18 protein-coding genes and 2 pseudogenes are annotated in these 17229 nt (G+C 50.1%); 10 read left to right on the top strand and 10 right to left on the bottom strand.

Going from position 1 to position 17229, the window contains the following annotated elements; all coding sequences use genetic code 11:
- Positions 1-67: 67 nt before the first annotated feature.
- The 3 genes and pseudogenes from GYMC52_RS07130 to GYMC52_RS20265 all read right to left on the bottom strand — a co-directional run.
- Positions 68-571, bottom strand: coding sequence for a DUF4411 family protein (locus tag GYMC52_RS07130; RefSeq protein ID WP_013523559.1), 504 nt, complete (start codon positions 569-571; stop codon positions 68-70).
- Positions 568-1722 (bottom strand): ImmA/IrrE family metallo-endopeptidase, encoded by a 1155-nt coding sequence (locus GYMC52_RS07125; protein ID WP_013523558.1) that lies wholly within the window; start codon positions 1720-1722, stop codon positions 568-570. The genes GYMC52_RS07130 and GYMC52_RS07125 overlap by 4 nt, the downstream gene beginning before the upstream one ends.
- Before the next feature lie 138 nt (positions 1723-1860).
- Positions 1861-2734, bottom strand: a pseudogene (locus GYMC52_RS20265) (type III restriction endonuclease subunit R); the annotation flags it as partial.
- A gap of 117 nt (positions 2735-2851) precedes the next feature.
- Between GYMC52_RS20265 and GYMC52_RS07110 the strand changes: the two are divergent.
- Positions 2852-3722 (top strand): annotated as a pseudogene (locus GYMC52_RS07110) (IS982 family transposase).
- A 75-nt stretch (positions 3723-3797) separates the two neighbouring features.
- Here the strand turns inward: GYMC52_RS07110 and GYMC52_RS07105 are convergent.
- Positions 3798-4571: an IclR family transcriptional regulator gene (locus GYMC52_RS07105; protein ID WP_013523557.1), complete on the bottom strand. Its 774-nt coding sequence runs from the start codon at positions 4569-4571 to the stop codon at positions 3798-3800.
- A 176-nt stretch (positions 4572-4747) separates the two neighbouring features.
- Here GYMC52_RS07105 and GYMC52_RS07100 point away from each other — a divergent pair, with 176 nt between their 5' ends.
- The 7 genes from GYMC52_RS07100 to GYMC52_RS07070 all read left to right on the top strand — a co-directional run bounded on the left by GYMC52_RS07100 (position 4748) and on the right by GYMC52_RS07070 (position 10693).
- Positions 4748-5002, top strand: coding sequence for a YciI family protein (locus tag GYMC52_RS07100; RefSeq protein WP_013523556.1), 255 nt, complete (start codon positions 4748-4750; stop codon positions 5000-5002).
- 25 nt (positions 5003-5027) lie between these two features.
- Positions 5028-5966 (top strand): fumarylacetoacetate hydrolase family protein, encoded by a 939-nt coding sequence (locus tag GYMC52_RS07095; RefSeq protein ID WP_013523555.1) that lies wholly within the window; start codon positions 5028-5030, stop codon positions 5964-5966.
- Positions 5963-6265, top strand: a complete 303-nt coding sequence (locus GYMC52_RS19950) for a DinB family protein (protein ID WP_230982748.1) — start codon at positions 5963-5965, stop codon at positions 6263-6265. The genes GYMC52_RS07095 and GYMC52_RS19950 overlap by 4 nt, the downstream gene beginning before the upstream one ends.
- Before the next feature lie 206 nt (positions 6266-6471).
- Positions 6472-7584, top strand: a complete 1113-nt coding sequence (locus tag GYMC52_RS07085) for a cupin domain-containing protein (RefSeq protein ID WP_013523554.1) — start codon at positions 6472-6474, stop codon at positions 7582-7584.
- 44 nt (positions 7585-7628) lie between these two features.
- Positions 7629-8834 carry an FAD-dependent monooxygenase gene (locus GYMC52_RS07080; RefSeq protein WP_013523553.1) on the top strand — a complete coding sequence of 402 codons (1206 nt, stop codon included), beginning with the start codon at positions 7629-7631 and terminating at the stop codon, positions 8832-8834.
- Positions 8835-8925: 91 nt separating this feature from the next.
- On the top strand, positions 8926-10131 hold the full coding sequence (locus GYMC52_RS07075) for an MFS transporter (RefSeq protein WP_013523552.1): 1206 nt from the start codon (positions 8926-8928) through the stop codon (positions 10129-10131).
- A gap of 73 nt (positions 10132-10204) precedes the next feature.
- Entirely contained in the window at positions 10205-10693 is a 489-nt protein-coding gene (locus GYMC52_RS07070; RefSeq protein ID WP_013523551.1) for a PCYCGC motif-containing (lipo)protein, read from the top strand.
- Between the two features lie 178 nt (positions 10694-10871).
- On the opposite strand, the gene GYMC52_RS07065 is transcribed toward GYMC52_RS07070, so the two are convergent.
- The 5 genes from GYMC52_RS07065 to GYMC52_RS07045 form a co-directional block, all read right to left on the bottom strand.
- A complete protein-coding gene (locus GYMC52_RS07065) occupies positions 10872-11600 on the bottom strand; it encodes a 3'-5' exonuclease (protein WP_013523550.1) in 729 nt (242 codons plus the stop codon).
- Positions 11593-12645: a DUF294 nucleotidyltransferase-like domain-containing protein gene (locus tag GYMC52_RS07060; protein WP_013523549.1), complete on the bottom strand. Its 1053-nt coding sequence runs from the start codon at positions 12643-12645 to the stop codon at positions 11593-11595. Before GYMC52_RS07060 ends, GYMC52_RS07065 begins: the two co-directional genes overlap by 8 nt.
- Before the next feature lie 17 nt (positions 12646-12662).
- Positions 12663-13964, bottom strand: a complete 1302-nt coding sequence (locus tag GYMC52_RS07055) for an ammonium transporter (protein WP_013523548.1) — start codon at positions 13962-13964, stop codon at positions 12663-12665.
- 175 nt (positions 13965-14139) lie between these two features.
- Positions 14140-14547 (bottom strand): VWA-like domain-containing protein, encoded by a 408-nt coding sequence (locus GYMC52_RS07050; RefSeq protein WP_013523547.1) that lies wholly within the window; start codon positions 14545-14547, stop codon positions 14140-14142.
- 150 nt (positions 14548-14697) lie between these two features.
- A complete protein-coding gene (locus GYMC52_RS07045) occupies positions 14698-14892 on the bottom strand; it encodes a YozQ family protein (protein ID WP_013523546.1) in 195 nt (64 codons plus the stop codon).
- 149 nt (positions 14893-15041) lie between these two features.
- On the opposite strand from GYMC52_RS07045, the gene GYMC52_RS20165 reads away from it, so the two are divergent.
- Both GYMC52_RS20165 and GYMC52_RS07040 read left to right on the top strand, forming a co-directional pair.
- A complete protein-coding gene (locus GYMC52_RS20165) occupies positions 15042-15170 on the top strand; it encodes a hypothetical protein (protein WP_013145583.1) in 129 nt (42 codons plus the stop codon).
- Positions 15171-15185: 15 nt separating this feature from the next.
- The gene (locus GYMC52_RS07040) at positions 15186-15698 is read left to right on the top strand and encodes a YndM family protein (RefSeq protein WP_013145584.1); all 513 of its coding nucleotides are present in this window, start codon (positions 15186-15188) and stop codon (positions 15696-15698) included.
- Between the two features lie 338 nt (positions 15699-16036).
- Here the strand turns inward: GYMC52_RS07040 and GYMC52_RS07035 are convergent, their stop codons facing one another.
- Entirely contained in the window at positions 16037-17227 is a 1191-nt protein-coding gene (locus GYMC52_RS07035; RefSeq protein WP_013145585.1) for a toxic anion resistance protein, read from the bottom strand.
- Between the last annotated feature and the right edge of the window lie 2 nt (positions 17228-17229).

Raw genomic sequence — 17229 nt, 5'->3', positions numbered from 1 at the left:
TCAATTCAATAGGCCGTTCACCGCAAATGTTAAAAGACTAGTACTCCAGAGAATGACAGACATAGGCTCAAAACTTTATACTTAACCGGCGCAACATGTCAAATGTATCGACATAGGGCACATTGAATGCATGGCAAACATTAGGAATAAAAATTCTGCTTTTAGAATTAGGATGAAATTGTTCATGTGTTACTACAATAAAATTGTATGTCTTTGCAAACGCTATTAACCAACTATCTGCTGCACTAGCAAACTCTCTTTTTGCCGCCTCAAAATATTGCCCCTGCTGAACAGCCCAAGTAATAATTTCCTGATATGTTCTAAGAACTTCAATTTTATCGGTTGACTCGAACCATCGGGCAAAATAATGGTTGGCCCACTCACTTAATTCATCATTTTTATGAAAGCTATTAATTTCCTGTTTAACACGGTCAATGCTTATGATGTTGCCGTTTTCGGCATGTTGAAGCAGGGCATCCCAAAAGGAAGGAGCGATATCAAAAGAATAATACCTTTTATAGGCTTCAATAAAAATGCTCGTATCCATTACAAATTTATGGCTAGAACTCATATATATCTCCCCGTATCGACATATTCGGCAAACTTAGCAAAAGTGTCACCAGAAAGCCCCGTCAATTGATAGGCTTCACGATAAAGGATCGTTCCTTCCTTTGCCGCGCTTATGACTGCTTCCGCAAAATGACGGCCGATACGCATCGTTTGAGTTGCGTAAAAATTGCCTCCGCTTGTTTTCGTTTGTTCCGTTTGTTGTCGAAGCCGTTTCATATAATCTTCATAAAATAAAAAAAACTCCTCTTTTGTCACAAGGTTTAAGTCTAGAGCTCTACGTGCCGCCACAATTTCACTAACCTTAAAATAGCGAGCCGCCTGTTCAAAACGATCTTCCGATTGACCAACCTGTTTCCATATAATAATTAACTCATCTTCAGGAACAAGAAACTCAGCGGCTGCTTTGTTGCATGCGTTTTCAATTTCAGCATCAGCAGGCTGAAGATTTTTCAAATCGAATGCGGCACTCTCCCCGTACCAAATATGAGCAAGTTCGTGGGCCAATGTAAACATTTGCGCGGCTTTTCCGTCTCTTCCATTTATGAATATTAAAGGGGCATAGTCATCAATAAGGACAAAACCACGAAATTCCGCAACATCCAGTTTTCGATGTGTATTATTGCCAACTACTCCATTAATGACTACAATAATGCCGATATCTTCAGTTTTTCTAATAAGATTGCGTAAAGCTTCCTGCCAAGTTGATTGTTTTGATGCCCATCCATCTTCCAAATTTAACGTCCTTCGCATATCTTGTGCAACGAGTTTTGGATCCATTAACAAGTTCGCACGCCCCACATAATTTAAAGGCGGATTGCCTAGCTGAATTAAATAATCTCGCATCCACTGTTGCCGTCTTTCCATCGTTTGAACCGTTTCCAAAAGATTTGGACTCGGGCGAACAGCTCCTTCATCTCTCACCGTGCGATAATGAGGAATTCTCAACTTCTCCTCTGGTGGATTAGGGAGAAAAAAATAACCAAGAGGTACAGCTGTCATTTTTGCAAGCTTTTCTAACTGCTTAAGCGTCGGCTGGCTCTCTTGATTGATCCATTTATCAATATTAGGAAACTGATCCTTCAGCCGATCAAAATTATCCATGCGTTTGATCACCCATTGTAGGACATTGGGTTTAACCTCAACCTTAACCATTGTATTGCCCCTCCTCTTTGACTATAGTATGCCACAAATGCTGGAAAGAAAAAAGAGAGGAGAGAGCATTCAATAAAAAAAGCTGGCCTCAAAAGGTCATTGTACCACCTTTTGGGACAGCCTCCTGTAAATGTATCACTAACGGCTAACCGCCCGCAGCATAAACGCCTCCACATCATTCTCCGGACCGACAAATTCAATATCCGTGCCGATTGCTTCAAAGTGCTTGCGGGCAAACTCGATTTTTGCCGATTCGCCCGGACGCAAATCTCCTTCCCATTCCTGTCCTTTCGTTTCTAGGACGAAGTACAGCTTTTCTTCTCCGTCTTTCTCAATGACAAGTGCCCAGTCAGGGTTGTAGGAGCCAATTGGCGTGTCAATTTTAAACCAGCTTGGCATCTTCACATATACTTTTATTTTTCATCGTTTTCAAAGCGTTTGACAAAACGCTCTTCCACATCCGAATCATAGACGACATGGTCAAACGGCGATTTTTCGCTCGGAATCGCATTGTCGTTTAAATAGGCAAGCAATTCCTCGTTTTGGAACAATTCGACGGCATAATACGCATCGTTGCCGATTTTATAATATTTCACCCCGTCTTTTAACAGCTGCTTCATTTCACGCTGGATGATCTTTGTCACTTCTTCGATAAATTTTTGCGGATTGTTTTTGAAATCCTCAAGCCGCTTGCAGCGGGTTAAGATGCGGACAATCGTCTTCCGCGTTAAATTCGTGCGGTTTTGCAGTTCGGTAATGACGTCTGGAAGTGTATGGTGCAAGCTGACGTAATCTTCGACACTTTCGCTTACCGTTGCGCCTGCACCCCTGTCACGCGGTCAATTTCCACTTTTCCCTTGCGGCTTAAAATGCGAATTTTCTCAATGCGCGGCATCGTTTGAATGCTTTCGACGCACTTTTGAATCAATTGTTCGCTATCAAAATCGACGGAATAGACCGTTTTATATTTGATTTTGTCCCATAACTGTCTGAATTCTTCCTGATTGAATACCCGACATATTTAACCCGTGGTGCTAGATAAAACTCAGACAAGCATAAAAATAGCCCTTGCTGGCGGATCTCCTGTAGAATGAAAGTGCGACCCATCATTCGAAAGGAGAGATCCCCCATGCAAGGGCACTTTCATTTTACTACAGATCAAGCCAAACTGCAAAAGCAATATTCCGCCATTTTCTGTTTTGTTTCTGCCCAACTGCCGTTGATTCAAATGCATCTTCATCGCCGCAACCGTCACTTGGTCAAGCAAGAAGACGAAGTGGTCATGGCGGTTCACCTTTTGGGGAAGCTGCTGGGCTTTTCTTCCGAACGAGCCTGGCATCGCTTTGTCACGGGAAATTTGTTCACAAACGGCTCGTTTCTTGAACGCTCCCGATACAACCGCCGCTGCCGAGCGCTTGGCTTCGCGGTCAAATGGATTCGTCATGAACTGGCGAAACGTGGTCAACATCATGCTAGACATTGTCGACAGTCTGCCTCTTCCGTTGTGCCATCCCGCGAGAATGCAGCGCGTCAAGCGGTTTCGAGGGATCGCGGATATGGGGTATTGTGCTTCCAAAAAGCAATGGTACTACGGTTTCAAGCAGCATCTTCAAGTGACCAATCAAGGGATGGCCGATGTCGTGACGGAAGCGTCCTGCCACGACGTCAAAGCCGCTGAAACGGTGATGACTCAAATCCCTCATCCTGACAACTTTGGGGACAAAGGATGCATCAGCCGCGCTCTTCGAGAAAAGCTGTACGAAGAACACCAAGCCGCGTTGTGGACACCGTCTCGAAACAATCAAAAGCACGTCTCATCCAAGGCATGGGAAGAATGGATCAGAAAAAAACGCAAAGTCATCGAGACGGTGTTTTCGATTCTCGTGGACCCATACCGGATCACCGACATTCGGGCGAATTCCATTGCCGGGTTTGAAGTGGCACTCGATGGCATCTTGTTGGCGTATTCCCTGGTCACACTAGGACTGGTTGAGCGCTGACGCTCAACTAGCACCACGGGTTATTTTTAATATGGTTATATTGAGTATAAACAAAAACCGGCCAACCTTCCACGGCTAGCCGGCAACAAAACCGAACGACTTGGAAATCTCGAGTACAGCCTCCACAATATATTTGCCCATCTCCTCTTCCGCCGTCTGCGGGATTTGTTCCGTAAACCCGACAACCGTCACCGCGCCGACGAGATCGCGTTGAAAATCGAACACGGGGACGCTGAACGACGAGACGTGCTTCACCAACGGCTCTAACGCATATGAGAAAAAACGTTCTTTTATTTGTTCAATCTCCTCCTCGAGCTGCTTGCGGCGCTCATCTGACAGTTTGCCAAGCTCCTTTCGCTTCCATTCCCTCACTTGCGGATCGCTTTCGTCCTTAAATGCCGCAAACACTTTCCCTGTCGCCGACAATAACGGAAGCCTCGTCCCCACTTGTGCTCCAATGTTCAACCCATAGTTGGCGCTGCATATATCAACAATTACCGGGCCATCATGCGTCCAAAGCGCCAGCAAGGCGGTTTGGGATGTATGGGCGCTGATCTCCCGCAAATACGGCGTAATTTTGCCGATCACATTTCGGTCTCCCAATGCGGCCGTTCCATACTTCATCAGCTTCCCGCCCAGCGAATACGTGCCGTCTTTTCGATTGCGATATAATAACCCGAGCATTGTCAACGTATTTAAATATTTATATAAATTGCTTTTGGTGATCCCGGACAGCTCCTGAATCTCTGTGAATTTCAACGGCCGGTTTTGCGCGGCAACAACATCGATAATGCTCATGCCCACTTGGAGCGACTGAATAACATTCGCATTTTTTTCACTTTTCTCCATGCTTCGTTCCCCTTCTGTTTTCTCTCTTTATCATTACGAATGTAACAGCAGAGGCCAAAAAAATCAATGTTTCTTTTTTCAAAAATAAATATTGACAATAATCCAAACATTTTAATATTATATGAATATATAACATAGTTATCTAATAGTGAACAAACAAGAAAGGAGGCCGTGGCTTGAACAAATATCTTGTCTTTATTCGCAGGACGGAACACTTCACTGGACGCACTCTTCCCGCCCACCGCGATTTTCTGGCGAGTTTGCGGGAATTCGGCGCACTTGTTTCTGCTGGAGCGTTCACTGACCAAACGGGCGGCGCCTATATTTTGCAATGTTCTTCGTACAGCGAAGCGGAAGCGATCATACGCCGCGACCCGATGAACGACCCAAACGAAGCAATCTATGAATTAAAAGAATGGAACGCCAGCTAGATTATAAGCGAAAGGAAGTTGAAAGATGAAACTGGTCACGTTCACAAAAGATGGAGTCTCCCGCATCGGAGCCATAGAAAACGGTTCCATCATTGACCTTCACCGCGCGTTCTATGAAAAATTGCGTGCGGAAGGGAAATTGCGCGCCCGGCAAATCGCCGAGGCCTACGTTCCAAGCGATATGGTCGGCTTTTTGCAGGGCGGCGAAGAAAGCATGAACTATGCGAAACAAGCGGTGGAATTCGCCCTTTCCCATGACAGCGACGTCCCGCTTGTGTTCAAACGAGAGGAAGTGAAGCTCAATGCACCGGTTCCGAATCCGGGAAAAATGATCTGCGTCGGTCATAACTATCGAGAGCATATTTTGGAAATGGGCCGGGAAATCCCCCCTTATCCTGTCGTGTTTGCGAAGTTTGCCAATACAATCATCGGTCCGGAAGACGATATTCCGTTCTATCCGATTTCCGAGCAGCTCGACTATGAAGCAGAGTTCGCGTTTGTGATCGGCAAGCGGGCTCGCAACGTTTCACAAGCCGAAGCGCTTGATTATGTCGCCGGCTACACCATTGTCAACGATGTGACGTACCGCGACTTACAGCGCCGCACGCTGCAATGGCTGCAAGGAAAAACGGTCGACGGCAGCGCGCCGATGGGGCCATGGCTTGTTACATCCGATGAGTTGGCTGATCCGTCAGGGCTTGACATCGCCCTTTTCGTCAACGGAGAAGAACGGCAACATTCCAACACCGCCAATTTAGTGTTTACCGTTCCGTATCTCGTTGAATTTTTATCCGGTTTAATGACACTCGAACCGGGCGATGTCATCCTCACCGGCACTCCAGGCGACGTCGGTGTGGCCCGCAACCCGCAAGTGTTCTTGAAAGACGGGGATGTCGTCCGCATCGAGGTGGACAAAATCGGCGTACTCGAAAATCGGGTGAAAAAGGTGGAGGTGCCGTCATGACGAAATCATTCTTGCAATCTTCGTCCGCAACAGTCAAAGAAACCGTTGACAACATGGTCGAACTCGTACAATCGCTTTCCGAAGAACTGATCCGCTGGAAGCCGTCGGAAGACGAATGGTCGATCGCACAAATCCTCTCCCACTTAAACGAAGCGATTCCGTATTGGGTGGAAGAAATCAAACGAATCAAACAAGACACCTCGACCACATGGGGCCGCGGGCTTGCGGATGAAGCTCGGCTGGCTGCTGTCGACGAAGCGCATGTCAATCGCTTCTCTATAGCGGAACTATTGACGTAGCTAAAAACGGTCCCGGAAACTGTAGAAACAGCGTTCCGCAGGCTGGATGAACGCGATTTAGCCATCGTCGCGCCAAGCCGCAACCCGAAGTTTAACGGCCAGCCGTTGCGCTTTATCATCGACCATTTGATTGTCGAGCATGTGCAAAAACACCTCAACCAAATCAAGCGCAACATCAAAAAATGGAATGAAAAGGAGTGATCCGTATGGCGGAAAAAGGGAACTTTCTGCAAGACCAAGATGTCCTTGATTTCAATCGCGATATTGAGCAATACCATTTGGGGCCGCTTTGGAACGCGATTCCCGATTTGATGAAGCATCAGCCAGAACCGCACGCCAAAGCGTACTTATGGAAATACAGCCTCCTGAAGAAAAAGTTGATGGAAGCGACGCAAATTTTCACCCCAGATCGCGGTGGTGAACGGCGCGCCATCTACTTGCAAAATCCAGGACTGAACTACCGAAAGCCATGGGGCTGGGCATCAACGACCCAAACGTTATATGCGGCTGTCCAGCTCATTTTGCCGGGCGAAACGGCTCCTTCCCACCGTCACGTACAAAACGCTCTCCGTTTTGTGATGGAAGGCGAAGGCGCTTACACGATTGTACAAGGAGAACGCATCTTCATGGAGCGCGGCGACTTTTTGACGACACCAAACGGACTTTGGCACGGCCATGGCCATCCGGGCTCACAACCGATGATTTGGATGAACTGCTTGGATATTCCGACAATCTATTTCTTGGGAGGTACGTTTTTTGAGCCATATCCAGAGAAGCTTCAAAATCCAGAAGTGCCAGACAACTATTCAGCGCAGCGCTATGAAGGCGGAATGGTGCGCCCGATTTCTGACCGTTATCCGAAAAAAGCGCCGCTGGCCGCATATAAATGGAAGCGCACACACGAAGCGCTCGAGGGACTCAGCCGCTTTGAGCCCGATCCGTACGACGGTTACGCAGTCGAGTATATCAATCCGTCCAACGGCGAAACGGCGTGCCCGACGATCGCTTCTTGGATGCAAAAACTGCCCAAAGGCTTCCATACGAAAGCCCATCGCCATACACATGCGTCCATCTATCACGTTTTTGAGGGATCGGGGTATACGATTATCAACGGCATCCGCTTCGACTGGGAAAAAGGCGACTTCTTCGTTGTGCCAAACTGGGCGTGGCATGAACATGTCGCTGAAGAAGACAGCTATTTGTTCTCGACAAACGACTTGCCGATTCTCGAGAAATTCGGCTTAGAACGCGAAGAGGCATTGGAGGACAACAATGGCTATCAAACGGTGATTGGGGAATTTAAACCCGTTCTTGGATAATTCATGTTCGATCATTTCAAATGCTAATATAGGGGGTTTTCATCATGACCAAAACAGATTTGATCATTGTCGGTGGCGGAATTGGCGGCTTGGCTGCCGCTTTAGCCGCCGCCGAAAACGGAAAAACGTCGATGGTATTGGAACGGGCGCCGGAATTCGGCGAAGTCGGCGCCGGCATCCAATTAGCGCCAAACGCTACGTCAGTATTGAAACGCTTTGGCGTGATGGACGAAATCGAAAAAGTGGCTGTCTTTCCGAAACGGCTCGTGTTAAAAGACGTTTACACCGGTGAAGAGCTGAGCGCGATGGATCTTGGCCAAGCGTTTCTTGAGCGCTACGGGCATCCGTACATCGTCCTCCACCGCGCTGACTTGCATCGCATTTTGTTTGAAGCGTGCGTCCGCACGGGCAAAGTGACGTTTGTCAATAACCAAACGATCGTCTCCTTCAATCCCAATAGCAACGGTGTTACGGTAACGAGCGAAAGCGGCGATACGTTCACTGCTGACGCTGCCATCGGCGCAGACGGCATTCACTCAAACATCCGCAAATATTTCTCGGATGATGAACCCATCTGTTCAGAATATGTCGCCTATCGCGGCACAATTCCGATCGAAGAAATTCAAGCTGAGCCTCATGAGTTAGATGATGTCATTATGTGGATCGGACCATATTTGCATCTTGTCCAATATCCGGTCAGAAGCAAACAGCTGTACAACCAAGTCGTCGTGTTTAAATCGTACCGTTACAAAGAAAACAGCGATGATTGGGGCACGCCGGATGAAATGGAGCGGCGCTTCAAAGGCAGCCATCCAAAAGTGTGGCATGCGCTGTCGTTTATCAACCGCCAGTTCCGCTGGCCGATGTACGATCGTGTTCCGATCGACAACTGGACGAACAGAAACGTCACCTTGCTTGGCGACGCGGCTCATGCGATGCTTCAATATTTGGCCCAAGGCGGCTGCCAAGCGCTTGAAGATGCTTCATATTTGGCGGATATGTTGAAACAATATCCAAATGACTATGAAAAAGCGTTTTTAGCGTATCAAAAAGAACGGATTCCACGCACCGCCAGAGTGCAACGGAGCGCCCGGACATGGGGAGAGATTCTCCATGCGGCCGATCCGATCACGATTTTATTGCGCAACACGATTTTTAAACAGCGCACCCCGCAAAATTACGAGGCGGCTGACTTTTTATACAACTATGAGCATACAACTAGAAAAATCAAATCAGAAGTATTATCATAATTTTTACACAACTCTTATCCAACGCAGGCGGAGGCGTCACATCGCCGCTCCCCCTGCCATTTTTCCTTTTATGGGGGAAGGAGCGTGATTCATGGGCCAAGAAGCATTGTGGACAAAACACTTTGCCAGCCTTTTTATTTGCAATTTTTTCTTGTTTGCCAACTATTATTTTCTTTTGGTCACCATGCCGATTTACGCCATTCATGACTTGCACGTCGAGGAATCTCTGTCAGGGCTTGTGTCGGCTGTTTTTTTGGCGGCGGCCATTATCGTCCGTTTTGCCGCCAACCAGTTTGTCGAACGCTACGGGAAGCGATTGATGCTGAGATGGTCTCTTCTTCTTTTCATTACATCTTCCGTATTGTACCTATTTTCCCACAGCCTGCTCAGTTTGCTTGCCATCCGCTTTTTGCACGGCTTAGGGTTCGGCATTGCCACGATGGTAGGCGGAGCGCTCGTCGCTGATATCGTTCCATCGACACGGCAAGGGGAAGGAATGGGCTATTTTGTTTTGTCCTCCAATCTCGCTATGGTGGCTGGGCCGTTTTTCGGCCTCTTTTCTCTTGAACGCCTTGGGGCGTTTTGGATGCTGATCATTGCGCTTGTATGCACCGTCGCTTCTTTCCTTTCTGCGCTGTCTATCCGTTCGGCAACGCCGCAGGCGAAGCAGTCATCTTCGAAACTGCGAATCCAGCTGTCGCTGAAGCAGATGATCGAGCCTTCCGTGCTACCGCTGGCGTTCATCGGTGCATTGTTCGCTTTGACGTACGCGCCCGTGCTGTCGTTTGTGTCGGTCTACGCCAAATCGCTTCATCTTGGGGAAAGCAGCAATCTCTTTTTCGTGATTTATGCTGCGGTGCTGCTTGTTTCCCGTCCGTTTACCGGGAGATGGTTTGACGCACACGGACCGAAGGCGCTTATTGTATTTTGCACATCTTCATTTGCCGTCGGGCTGTTTTTGTTAAGCATAGCGAAAACGACAGGAATCTTTTTATTAAGTGCAGCTTTGATCGGAATGGGCTGGGGCAATTTGTTTCCGGTTTTGCAGACGATGGCGATTCAATCAGGCTCTTTGTCGCGCAGTTCTTCTTCCCTCGGCACGTTTTTATCGTTTTTTGACGTTGGCATCAGCGCCGGCTCTTTTCTCACCGGCGTGCTGATGGCCTCAATCGGATTCCGACCGCTTTACGCCGGAGATGCATTGTTTCTGCTCGCTGTTTTTGCCCTTTATTTCGCCATGATCGAAAAACGACGAAAACACAAACACCGCCACGCCCAACAACAGCAACGCGCCTGACCATACGACGGTTGCCGCCTGCCGCGAAGTATGGTACATTCAAAATGCAGACTGTACGGAAAGGAAGAAGAGGATGAAACAACTGACATGGATCGCCACATGCATGTTGTCGCTCAGCGTTCTGCTCTCAAGCTGCACCGATGACGGCGTTCAGGAACAAAGCCGCTCACAGATGACGAAAACCGCCACCGGCGATATTCGTGAAACGACAAAATCGATCGAGCATTTGCCAAGCTTTTTGAGCGCGTTTGAAGAAGAGATGGCTGTCTTGTACCAACAGGCTGCTGAACACCGCGAGCTGCTTGAGAATATCCCTTGCTATTGCGGCTGCGGGCAATCGGCTGGCCATAAGAACAATTATGACTGCTTTGTGTATGAAAATAAAAAAGACGGCTCGGTCGTCTGGGATGATCATGCGACCAAATGCGGCGTCTGCCTCGACATCGCCGCTGAATCGATCGCCGCTTACGATCAAGGGAAATCGATCAAAGACATTCGGCATATGATCGATGAAAAATATAAAGAAGGCTACGCCGAACCGACGCCGACAAAGCCGCTCTAATACGAACGAAAAAAAGCGCCAAATCCGGCGCTTTTTTCACTGCAACCAGCCCCCTTTGCCTGCAAACCCCTTTTTGCCCCGCCGAGCGCCCATTGCTTTTCGATCAACAGAAACAGGCTGCTTAAACTGGATTTCGCTCTTCTCAAGGAGAGTTCACAAAGGCTTCGCACAGGCAACATCAACACCGGCTGAGCGCGGCGTACAGATCATGCAGCGTGTCGATGCCGCGCTGGCGGAATTCATCGAGCAAGATCGCCCATAGCTTCGCCATCGCTTCGACGTCGCCATCCGCCGTATGGCGGCGCGGGCAACGGATGCCATAACAAGCTAACGCATCGTCAAACGTCGGGCACGAATGGCCGATCAGCGTCATCATCGGCTGCAAGTCGACAAAACGTCCGCTCCATTTTTGCCGATAATGACGCCAAAGGGCATGGCGCAAAAACGCCAAATCATGACCGATATGATAGCCAATTAAGACGCCGGCGGCAATAAACGGCACAAACGTGCGCAGCGCCTCGGCAAGCGGCGGAGCGAACACCACATCCTTCGCCTCAATCCCGGTCAAGGCGGAAATATGTTCCGGAATCGGCTTTTCCGGCTTGACGAGCGTCATGTACGCATCGGTCACGACTCCTCCAACCGTTTTCGCTGCCGCCATGGCCAAAATTTCATCGCCTTGCTCCGGGGAAAAGCCGGTCGTTTCCATATCGATGATGACAAACGGGATGTCAGTCAAACGGTCATGCCAATCGATGATGTGCTGTTTTTCCTTTTGCAGCGAGCGAAGCCATGTTTCCTGTTGCAGCGAATGGTCATGCCCAAATAAGGCGGATGATGCCTCGCGCGGAACGCCGAGCGACAACAAGCGGAGCGCCCGCTGCCAAAAACGGTGCCGCTCATGCATGAATGTTAGCCACCCGCCGGGCGACAAAGCGCTGCAACCGTTTTGCGGTGCGCATCGCTTGCTTCAGCTGCTTTTGCTCTGTCCGCTCAAGCGTCCGCCATAACACATATTCACGCCCGTCCCCCGCCTCGGTGCTGTACTTAAGACGAATCGAATAGTAAACAGACAGCGCCTCGCAAACGGCGGCGGAAAGCGGCGCCGTCAATACGCCAGCCGCCTCAAGCGCCCGCCGCCGCTCAGCCGTGTCCGCCGCCGGGACGCGCGCAAAACAGGCCAACCATTTTAAGGCATTGGTGAGCTGCACGTAGCCGCTTTGTTTCATATGAACGGCCCCGCTGTGCGGCCCCCATCGCTCCGTTTGCACGTTGCCCAGCCAACCGAGCGGAACCGGAGGAAATTGAACGTGCTCCCCCATGCGCGCCAACAGCGGCGGCCGTTTGGCCACCGCCGAAAACAGCATCCTCCTGCCCTCCTCAGCCAATTCCGTCTCGCCATAAAGCGGACGCATATCCATCGCGATCAACAAAAAGCGAATGTCGTTCGGCCACCCGCTGTCTAAATAGGAAGAAAGTTGTTGCTCCCAACCGCGGACCGACTGCGCCCACCGCTTGTTCGTCGCCATCACGTAACCGGAGCAGTACGGATAGCCGGCCTCATGCAACATGTCCACCCCAACCGCCGCCATATGGCGGATGAATTCATAACAAGCCGCCTCCTCTTCCTCAGGACAGTCGAATAAAATGCCGTGGTCCTGGTCCGTCCAAATCGTCGGCTCACGTCGGCCGATGCTTCCCATCACATACCAGCACCACGCCGGGGGACGAATGCCGACCGACCGTTTCATCGTCTCCCGCTCCGCAAGGAAAAACGCGCGGCGAAGGATGGCTTCATGCACGCAAACGACGTCGCCTGCAAGCTGCTTCATTTGTTCAGGTGCCAGACAGCGCCGCAGTTCGCGCGCCAGTTCATCATGACAAAAACGAAGTTCGGCGGCCGACTCAGCTCGGTTTAGCCGCTCGACCACCTTTGCCGCCAACGATTCCATCACCTTTCCCCTCCTGGCTACTGCTGGGCGAGGGTCTTGGGCTGATACGCCGGATCGAGCTGTTCCGGATAGCCATAAGAACCGTGCTCGCTAATATCAAGACCTGAAATTTCTTGTTCCGCCGTGACACGCAGCCCGATCGTTTTCTTCATGGCATATAAGATGACAAACGAAACAGCAGCGACATACACCGCAGCGCCGAGCACCCCGACCGTTTGCACAATCAGCTGATCAAATCCGCCGCCGTAAAACAGTCCAGCCTTCCCGATGCCCGTGATCTCGACTAAACGCGGCGAGGCAAAAAACCCGGTTGAAATCGTGCCAATAATGCCAGCGACACCATGGACGGAAAAAGCATAAATCGGATCGTCAATCCCTTTGCGTTCAAAGTAGGTGGATGTCCAGAACGTAAACGACCCCGCCACTGCACCGATCACAACCGCCGCCCACGGTTCGACGAACGCGCACGCGGCGGTAATGGCAACCAAAGCCGCGAGCACGCCGTTGACCATCGCTGGAATGTCCGCTTTGCCGACCAAAATTTTCGCCGTCACAATCGCGGCGATCGCTCCCGCCGCGGCGGCCAAATTCGTCGTCAGCGCGACATAGCCGAAAAATCCGTCGCCAACCGCCATCGTGCTGCCAGCGTTAAAGCCGAACCAGCCGATCCATAAAATCAATCCGCCAATGACCGTATATACTTGGTTATGCCCAGGAATGACGTTCGGAGTCTTGTCTTTATTGAACTTGCCGATGCGCGGCCCAAGCAAAATGGTAGCCACGAGCGCCGCAATCGCTCCTTGCAAGTGAACAACGGTCGAACCGGCGAAATCTTGCATTCCCATTTTTCCAAGCCAGCCGCCGCCCCACACCCAATGGCCGATCACCGGGTAAATGGCGATCGTAAAAATCGTGCCGAAAAGAAAATAAATAGACAGTTTCGCCCGCTCAGCGAAGCCGCCCCAAGCGATGGCCAGCGACACGCCGGCAAAGCCGAGCTGGAATAAAAATTTGAGCTCGAGCGGCACATTCGCCCACGACAACGAGTCAAACGTTTCTTTTCCTTCTTTTAAAAACCATCCTTCCGTCCCGATGAAGCTATTCCCAGCCCCAAACGTAATAGCAAAGCCGAACGCCCAAAACGCCAATGAGGCGATGGCAAAGCTTAAAATTTGTTTGCCAGCCACATGCCCGGAGTTTTTCATGCGCGTTGATCCAGCCTCAAGCAAAGCAAACCCTGCCTGCATGCCGATGACGAGCACCGACGAAAGCATGACCCAGAGGGCATCCAGCCCAAGCGTCAACGTTTTTTCATCCATTTACGCATCCCCCTTTTTGTTATTTATCATTCCTTTTATATGTCATAATATATAACACAAATACACCAAAAGCAATGTCTGTTTTTGGTTGTAATCGGTTTCATGCGCAAAAAATTTGTTAAGTTTTCTAACAAAAAGAGAATGCCCCTCATCACGAAGGGCATTCCTCACAGTGTTACGCCACGCGAATCGGCTTGCCAAACGGCACGCGCGGCATATAATCGTCCGGCACAAGCCAAAACACTTCATAGTCGACTTGCAGTTCTTCATAAAAATAGCCGGTTACATCGGTGATGTAAAACAACGTATCGATTTTTTGCGCAGCGGCCCATTCCAGCACTTCGGTGTACGACGATTTCCCGTGCTTGAAATATTTAATCGTCGCCACGCCAACCGGAGATACATCGCGAATTTTAAAATCCGCTTGGACGAGCAGCGTGTCCGGGCGCAGCTTTTCAAACAGCTTCACAATGTTTTGAATGAGCATTGGCCGCTCCGGACGGTTTGATGTGTCGATCGCCAGCGCGATGGAATGGTCTTTCCGCTCTTTGAGCAACGCCAATAAAGCCCGCTGCCATCTCACGATGATCATCCCCCTTATATCGGTGAATCGCCGTGCGCACTACTAGTATAGGCGACGATGGGGGAAAGTACGAACTGTTTTTCTTTCCTTTTTCCCCTCCCGTTTCACAAACATAAACCAAAACGCCAAGGAACAGCTCCTTGACGTTTCTTACTCCCGCGGAGAAAGGGGGGAGTCTGAGCCATTTTTGTGTTCGACCGCGGCCTCGATGGTTCCCTCCGCGTACATATCGCTCACTTGTTCATGTGTTTCAGCCAATGCTGAACCAAGAAACGAAGCTGCCTCATCATTCGATGGGACATACTGCTGTCCAGCCATCTCAAGCGATTGTTTGTTTTCCGCCATCTGTATTCCTCCTTGTTCATGCCGTTCATTATATTAATGTAGAACAGGGGGGGAAAATAAAAAGAGGAAGTTTATGGATCATGTATGTATACATCAAGACAAACGCGGCAAACTAACGATAAACAAATGGAAAGAGAGGATGATGGCTAATGAGACAGCCAAAGCAAAACAACAGCCCTGAACAACAAGAAAAAAAACAACAACCGGACAAAGACAGGGAAAAACAGCCGGGGTACGGCGATAAAAAACTAGAAGGTCCAAACCATCCAGCAGAATAAAGGCGGCGAATCCCAATGAGACATTTGCTTGCGTTAGTGCTGAAATATTTGCTGACCGCCACGGTGATGTTTGCCATTTTACCGCTGTTTTTGCGCATTTCATCGGCAGAGATTTTATGGTTTAGCCTTTGGCTGACGCTTGTCGCCTATGCGCTCGGCGACTTGTACGTTCTGCGGCGCCTTGGCAACGTCTCAGCGACGATTGCCGACTTTGGACTTGTGTTTGTGGCGGTATGGATCGGCATCGGCGCGTTTTATGACATCGCCGGCGCCGCCATATTAAACGCGGCGTTTTTCTCTGCTCTGCTTACAGCGTTCGGAGAATTGCTGTTTCACGCCTATGTGCTGCGATTTGTCACTGTCGAGCACGGTGAAAAAGACGCCCCGCTCATCGGCCGCCAATGGCAAACGGAGGCGGCAGAAGAGTTTGATGTCCGCGCCGCCCGCCCGGACGGCAACGATCGTGAACGAGCGGAACAAGAGGATGAACAGCATCATCAAGAGCCTCCCCATCCCCCCATCCTATGAAGGAGGAACAAATGTTGGCGGCTGCAGTCCGAGACGCCAGCCTCTTCCCCTTCCTTCCAAACAGGGCTTCAACGTGAATGACTCCACCTTTGTTTGGAACATTCAATGGCCGCATCTCCACTTCGTTTTGGGTTGCGCCCTGTACAAAAGGGAAGTGGGGGAGCTTCAATTGGGAAATCATAAAACAGATGGCGAACGAAAAAACGGGTGTCTTCTCGTTCGCTAGACACCCGTTTCGCATGAGGATCTTTGGTTTTTCGGCGCTTTCTTCTACAGACATGGTCGGATCCATCGGACGTTTGGCCGCAAGCCGAAACAGGACGATCTCCTATCCGCCCTTATTGCTCCGGTCGCTTCAGCGCAAGCAGCGTCTGTTTCAATTCCGCTTCCATCGCCGCCAGCTCGCGTTCGGCCTGCTGCCGTTTTAATCGGCCTTCCGCTTGGATTTTCAACGTTTCTTCGAGCGTAGCGATCAAATTTTCTTGTGTTCGCTTCAACGTTTCGATATCAACCAAGCCACGCTCGTTTTCCTTGGCGATTTCAATGCTGTTTGTTTTTAACATCTCCGAATTGCGCAATAACAGCTCATTCGTCGTTTCGGCGACCTGCTTTTGCGCCGCAGCCGCCCTTTGCTGCCGAAACAGCGTCAAGGCAATCACGACTTGATTTTTCCAAAGGGGGATGGCATGCAAAATCGACGATTGAATCCGCTCGACAAGCGTTTCGTTCATATGCTGAATCATGCGGATTTGCGGTGCCGTTTGAATCGTCACTTGCCGGCTGAGCTTTAGGTCATGCACCCGCTTCTCAAGCCGCTCGGCAAACTGCCGCAAATCCTGTACATCCTGCCATGCCATTTGGTCGCCGGAGCGCTCCGCTTCCGCTTGCTTTTCTGGAATCGTCTTCGTCCGCAGCTCTTCGAGTTTGTATTCCGCTGCCGCAATATAAATATTGAGCGCTTCAAAATAGTCTTTGTTTTTTTCATAGAGCGTCTCAAGCATCATGATGTCGCGAAGCAACAAATGCCGGTGCTTCTCAAGCCGATCAGCGATTTTGTCAATTTCAACGCCGATTTTTTGGTATTTCGCCACCATCTCTTGCAGCGGCTTGGCCACTGCGCCGAACAAGCGGGACAGCCACCCTTTTTTCGCCGGCATTAGGTCATCGGGGTTGACCTCCTTAATTTTGGCCATCAGTTCGCTGATCACTTCGCCGACCGGCCCAGCGTCTTTCGTTTGCACATGATGCAAAATCGCATGAGAAAACTTCGACAGCTCGGCTTGCGCCGCCACACCGTATTGCAAGACGGCCTGATGGTTGGCCGGGTCGATTTGTTTGGCGAGCGCAAGCGCTTTTTCCCGATGCTCAGGCTTCAACGCATCAAGCGCGCGCGCCGGCTTTTCTTCCTCCTTGAGCCGCGGTTCGGCCGGCGAAGAAAACGGCTTTGCAAGCAGCTCATCAAGGGAACTTGTCCGTTCCAGCCCTTGCAGCCAATCCGTCGATTCCATCCCGTGATTCCGTTCGTCCATCG

It is taken from the genome of Geobacillus sp. Y412MC52 (assembly GCF_000174795.2).
Lineage (GTDB): Bacteria > Bacillota > Bacilli > Bacillales > Anoxybacillaceae > Geobacillus > Geobacillus thermoleovorans.
The sequence above is the reverse complement of the archived record's forward strand: the minus strand, read 5'-3'. Positions and strand labels throughout refer to the sequence as shown.

Coding starts and splice junctions, on each gene's coding strand:
- GYMC52_RS07130 (WP_013523559.1), bottom strand. CDS start 571: ATGAGTTCTAGCCATAAATTTGTAATGGATACGAGCATTTTTATTGAA.
- GYMC52_RS07125 (WP_013523558.1), bottom strand. CDS start 1,722: ATGGTTAAGGTTGAGGTTAAACCCAATGTCCTACAATGGGTGATCAAA.
- GYMC52_RS07105 (WP_013523557.1), bottom strand. CDS start 4,571: ATGGAGAAAAGTGAAAAAAATGCGAATGTTATTCAGTCGCTCCAAGTG.
- GYMC52_RS07095 (WP_013523555.1), top strand. CDS start 5,028: ATGAAACTGGTCACGTTCACAAAAGATGGAGTCTCCCGCATCGGAGCC.
- GYMC52_RS19950 (WP_230982748.1), top strand. CDS start 5,963: ATGACGAAATCATTCTTGCAATCTTCGTCCGCAACAGTCAAAGAAACC.
- GYMC52_RS07085 (WP_013523554.1), top strand. CDS start 6,472: ATGGCGGAAAAAGGGAACTTTCTGCAAGACCAAGATGTCCTTGATTTC.
- GYMC52_RS07080 (WP_013523553.1), top strand. CDS start 7,629: ATGACCAAAACAGATTTGATCATTGTCGGTGGCGGAATTGGCGGCTTG.
- GYMC52_RS07075 (WP_013523552.1), top strand. CDS start 8,926: ATGGGCCAAGAAGCATTGTGGACAAAACACTTTGCCAGCCTTTTTATT.
- GYMC52_RS07070 (WP_013523551.1), top strand. CDS start 10,205: ATGAAACAACTGACATGGATCGCCACATGCATGTTGTCGCTCAGCGTT.
- GYMC52_RS07065 (WP_013523550.1), bottom strand. CDS start 11,600: ATGCATGAGCGGCACCGTTTTTGGCAGCGGGCGCTCCGCTTGTTGTCG.
- GYMC52_RS07060 (WP_013523549.1), bottom strand. CDS start 12,645: ATGGAATCGTTGGCGGCAAAGGTGGTCGAGCGGCTAAACCGAGCTGAG.
- GYMC52_RS07055 (WP_013523548.1), bottom strand. CDS start 13,964: ATGGATGAAAAAACGTTGACGCTTGGGCTGGATGCCCTCTGGGTCATG.
- GYMC52_RS07045 (WP_013523546.1), bottom strand. CDS start 14,892: ATGGCGGAAAACAAACAATCGCTTGAGATGGCTGGACAGCAGTATGTC.
- GYMC52_RS20165 (WP_013145583.1), top strand. CDS start 15,042: ATGAGACAGCCAAAGCAAAACAACAGCCCTGAACAACAAGAAAAAAAA.
- GYMC52_RS07040 (WP_013145584.1), top strand. CDS start 15,186: ATGAGACATTTGCTTGCGTTAGTGCTGAAATATTTGCTGACCGCCACG.
- GYMC52_RS07035 (WP_013145585.1), bottom strand. CDS start 17,227: ATGGACGAACGGAATCACGGGATGGAATCGACGGATTGGCTGCAAGGG.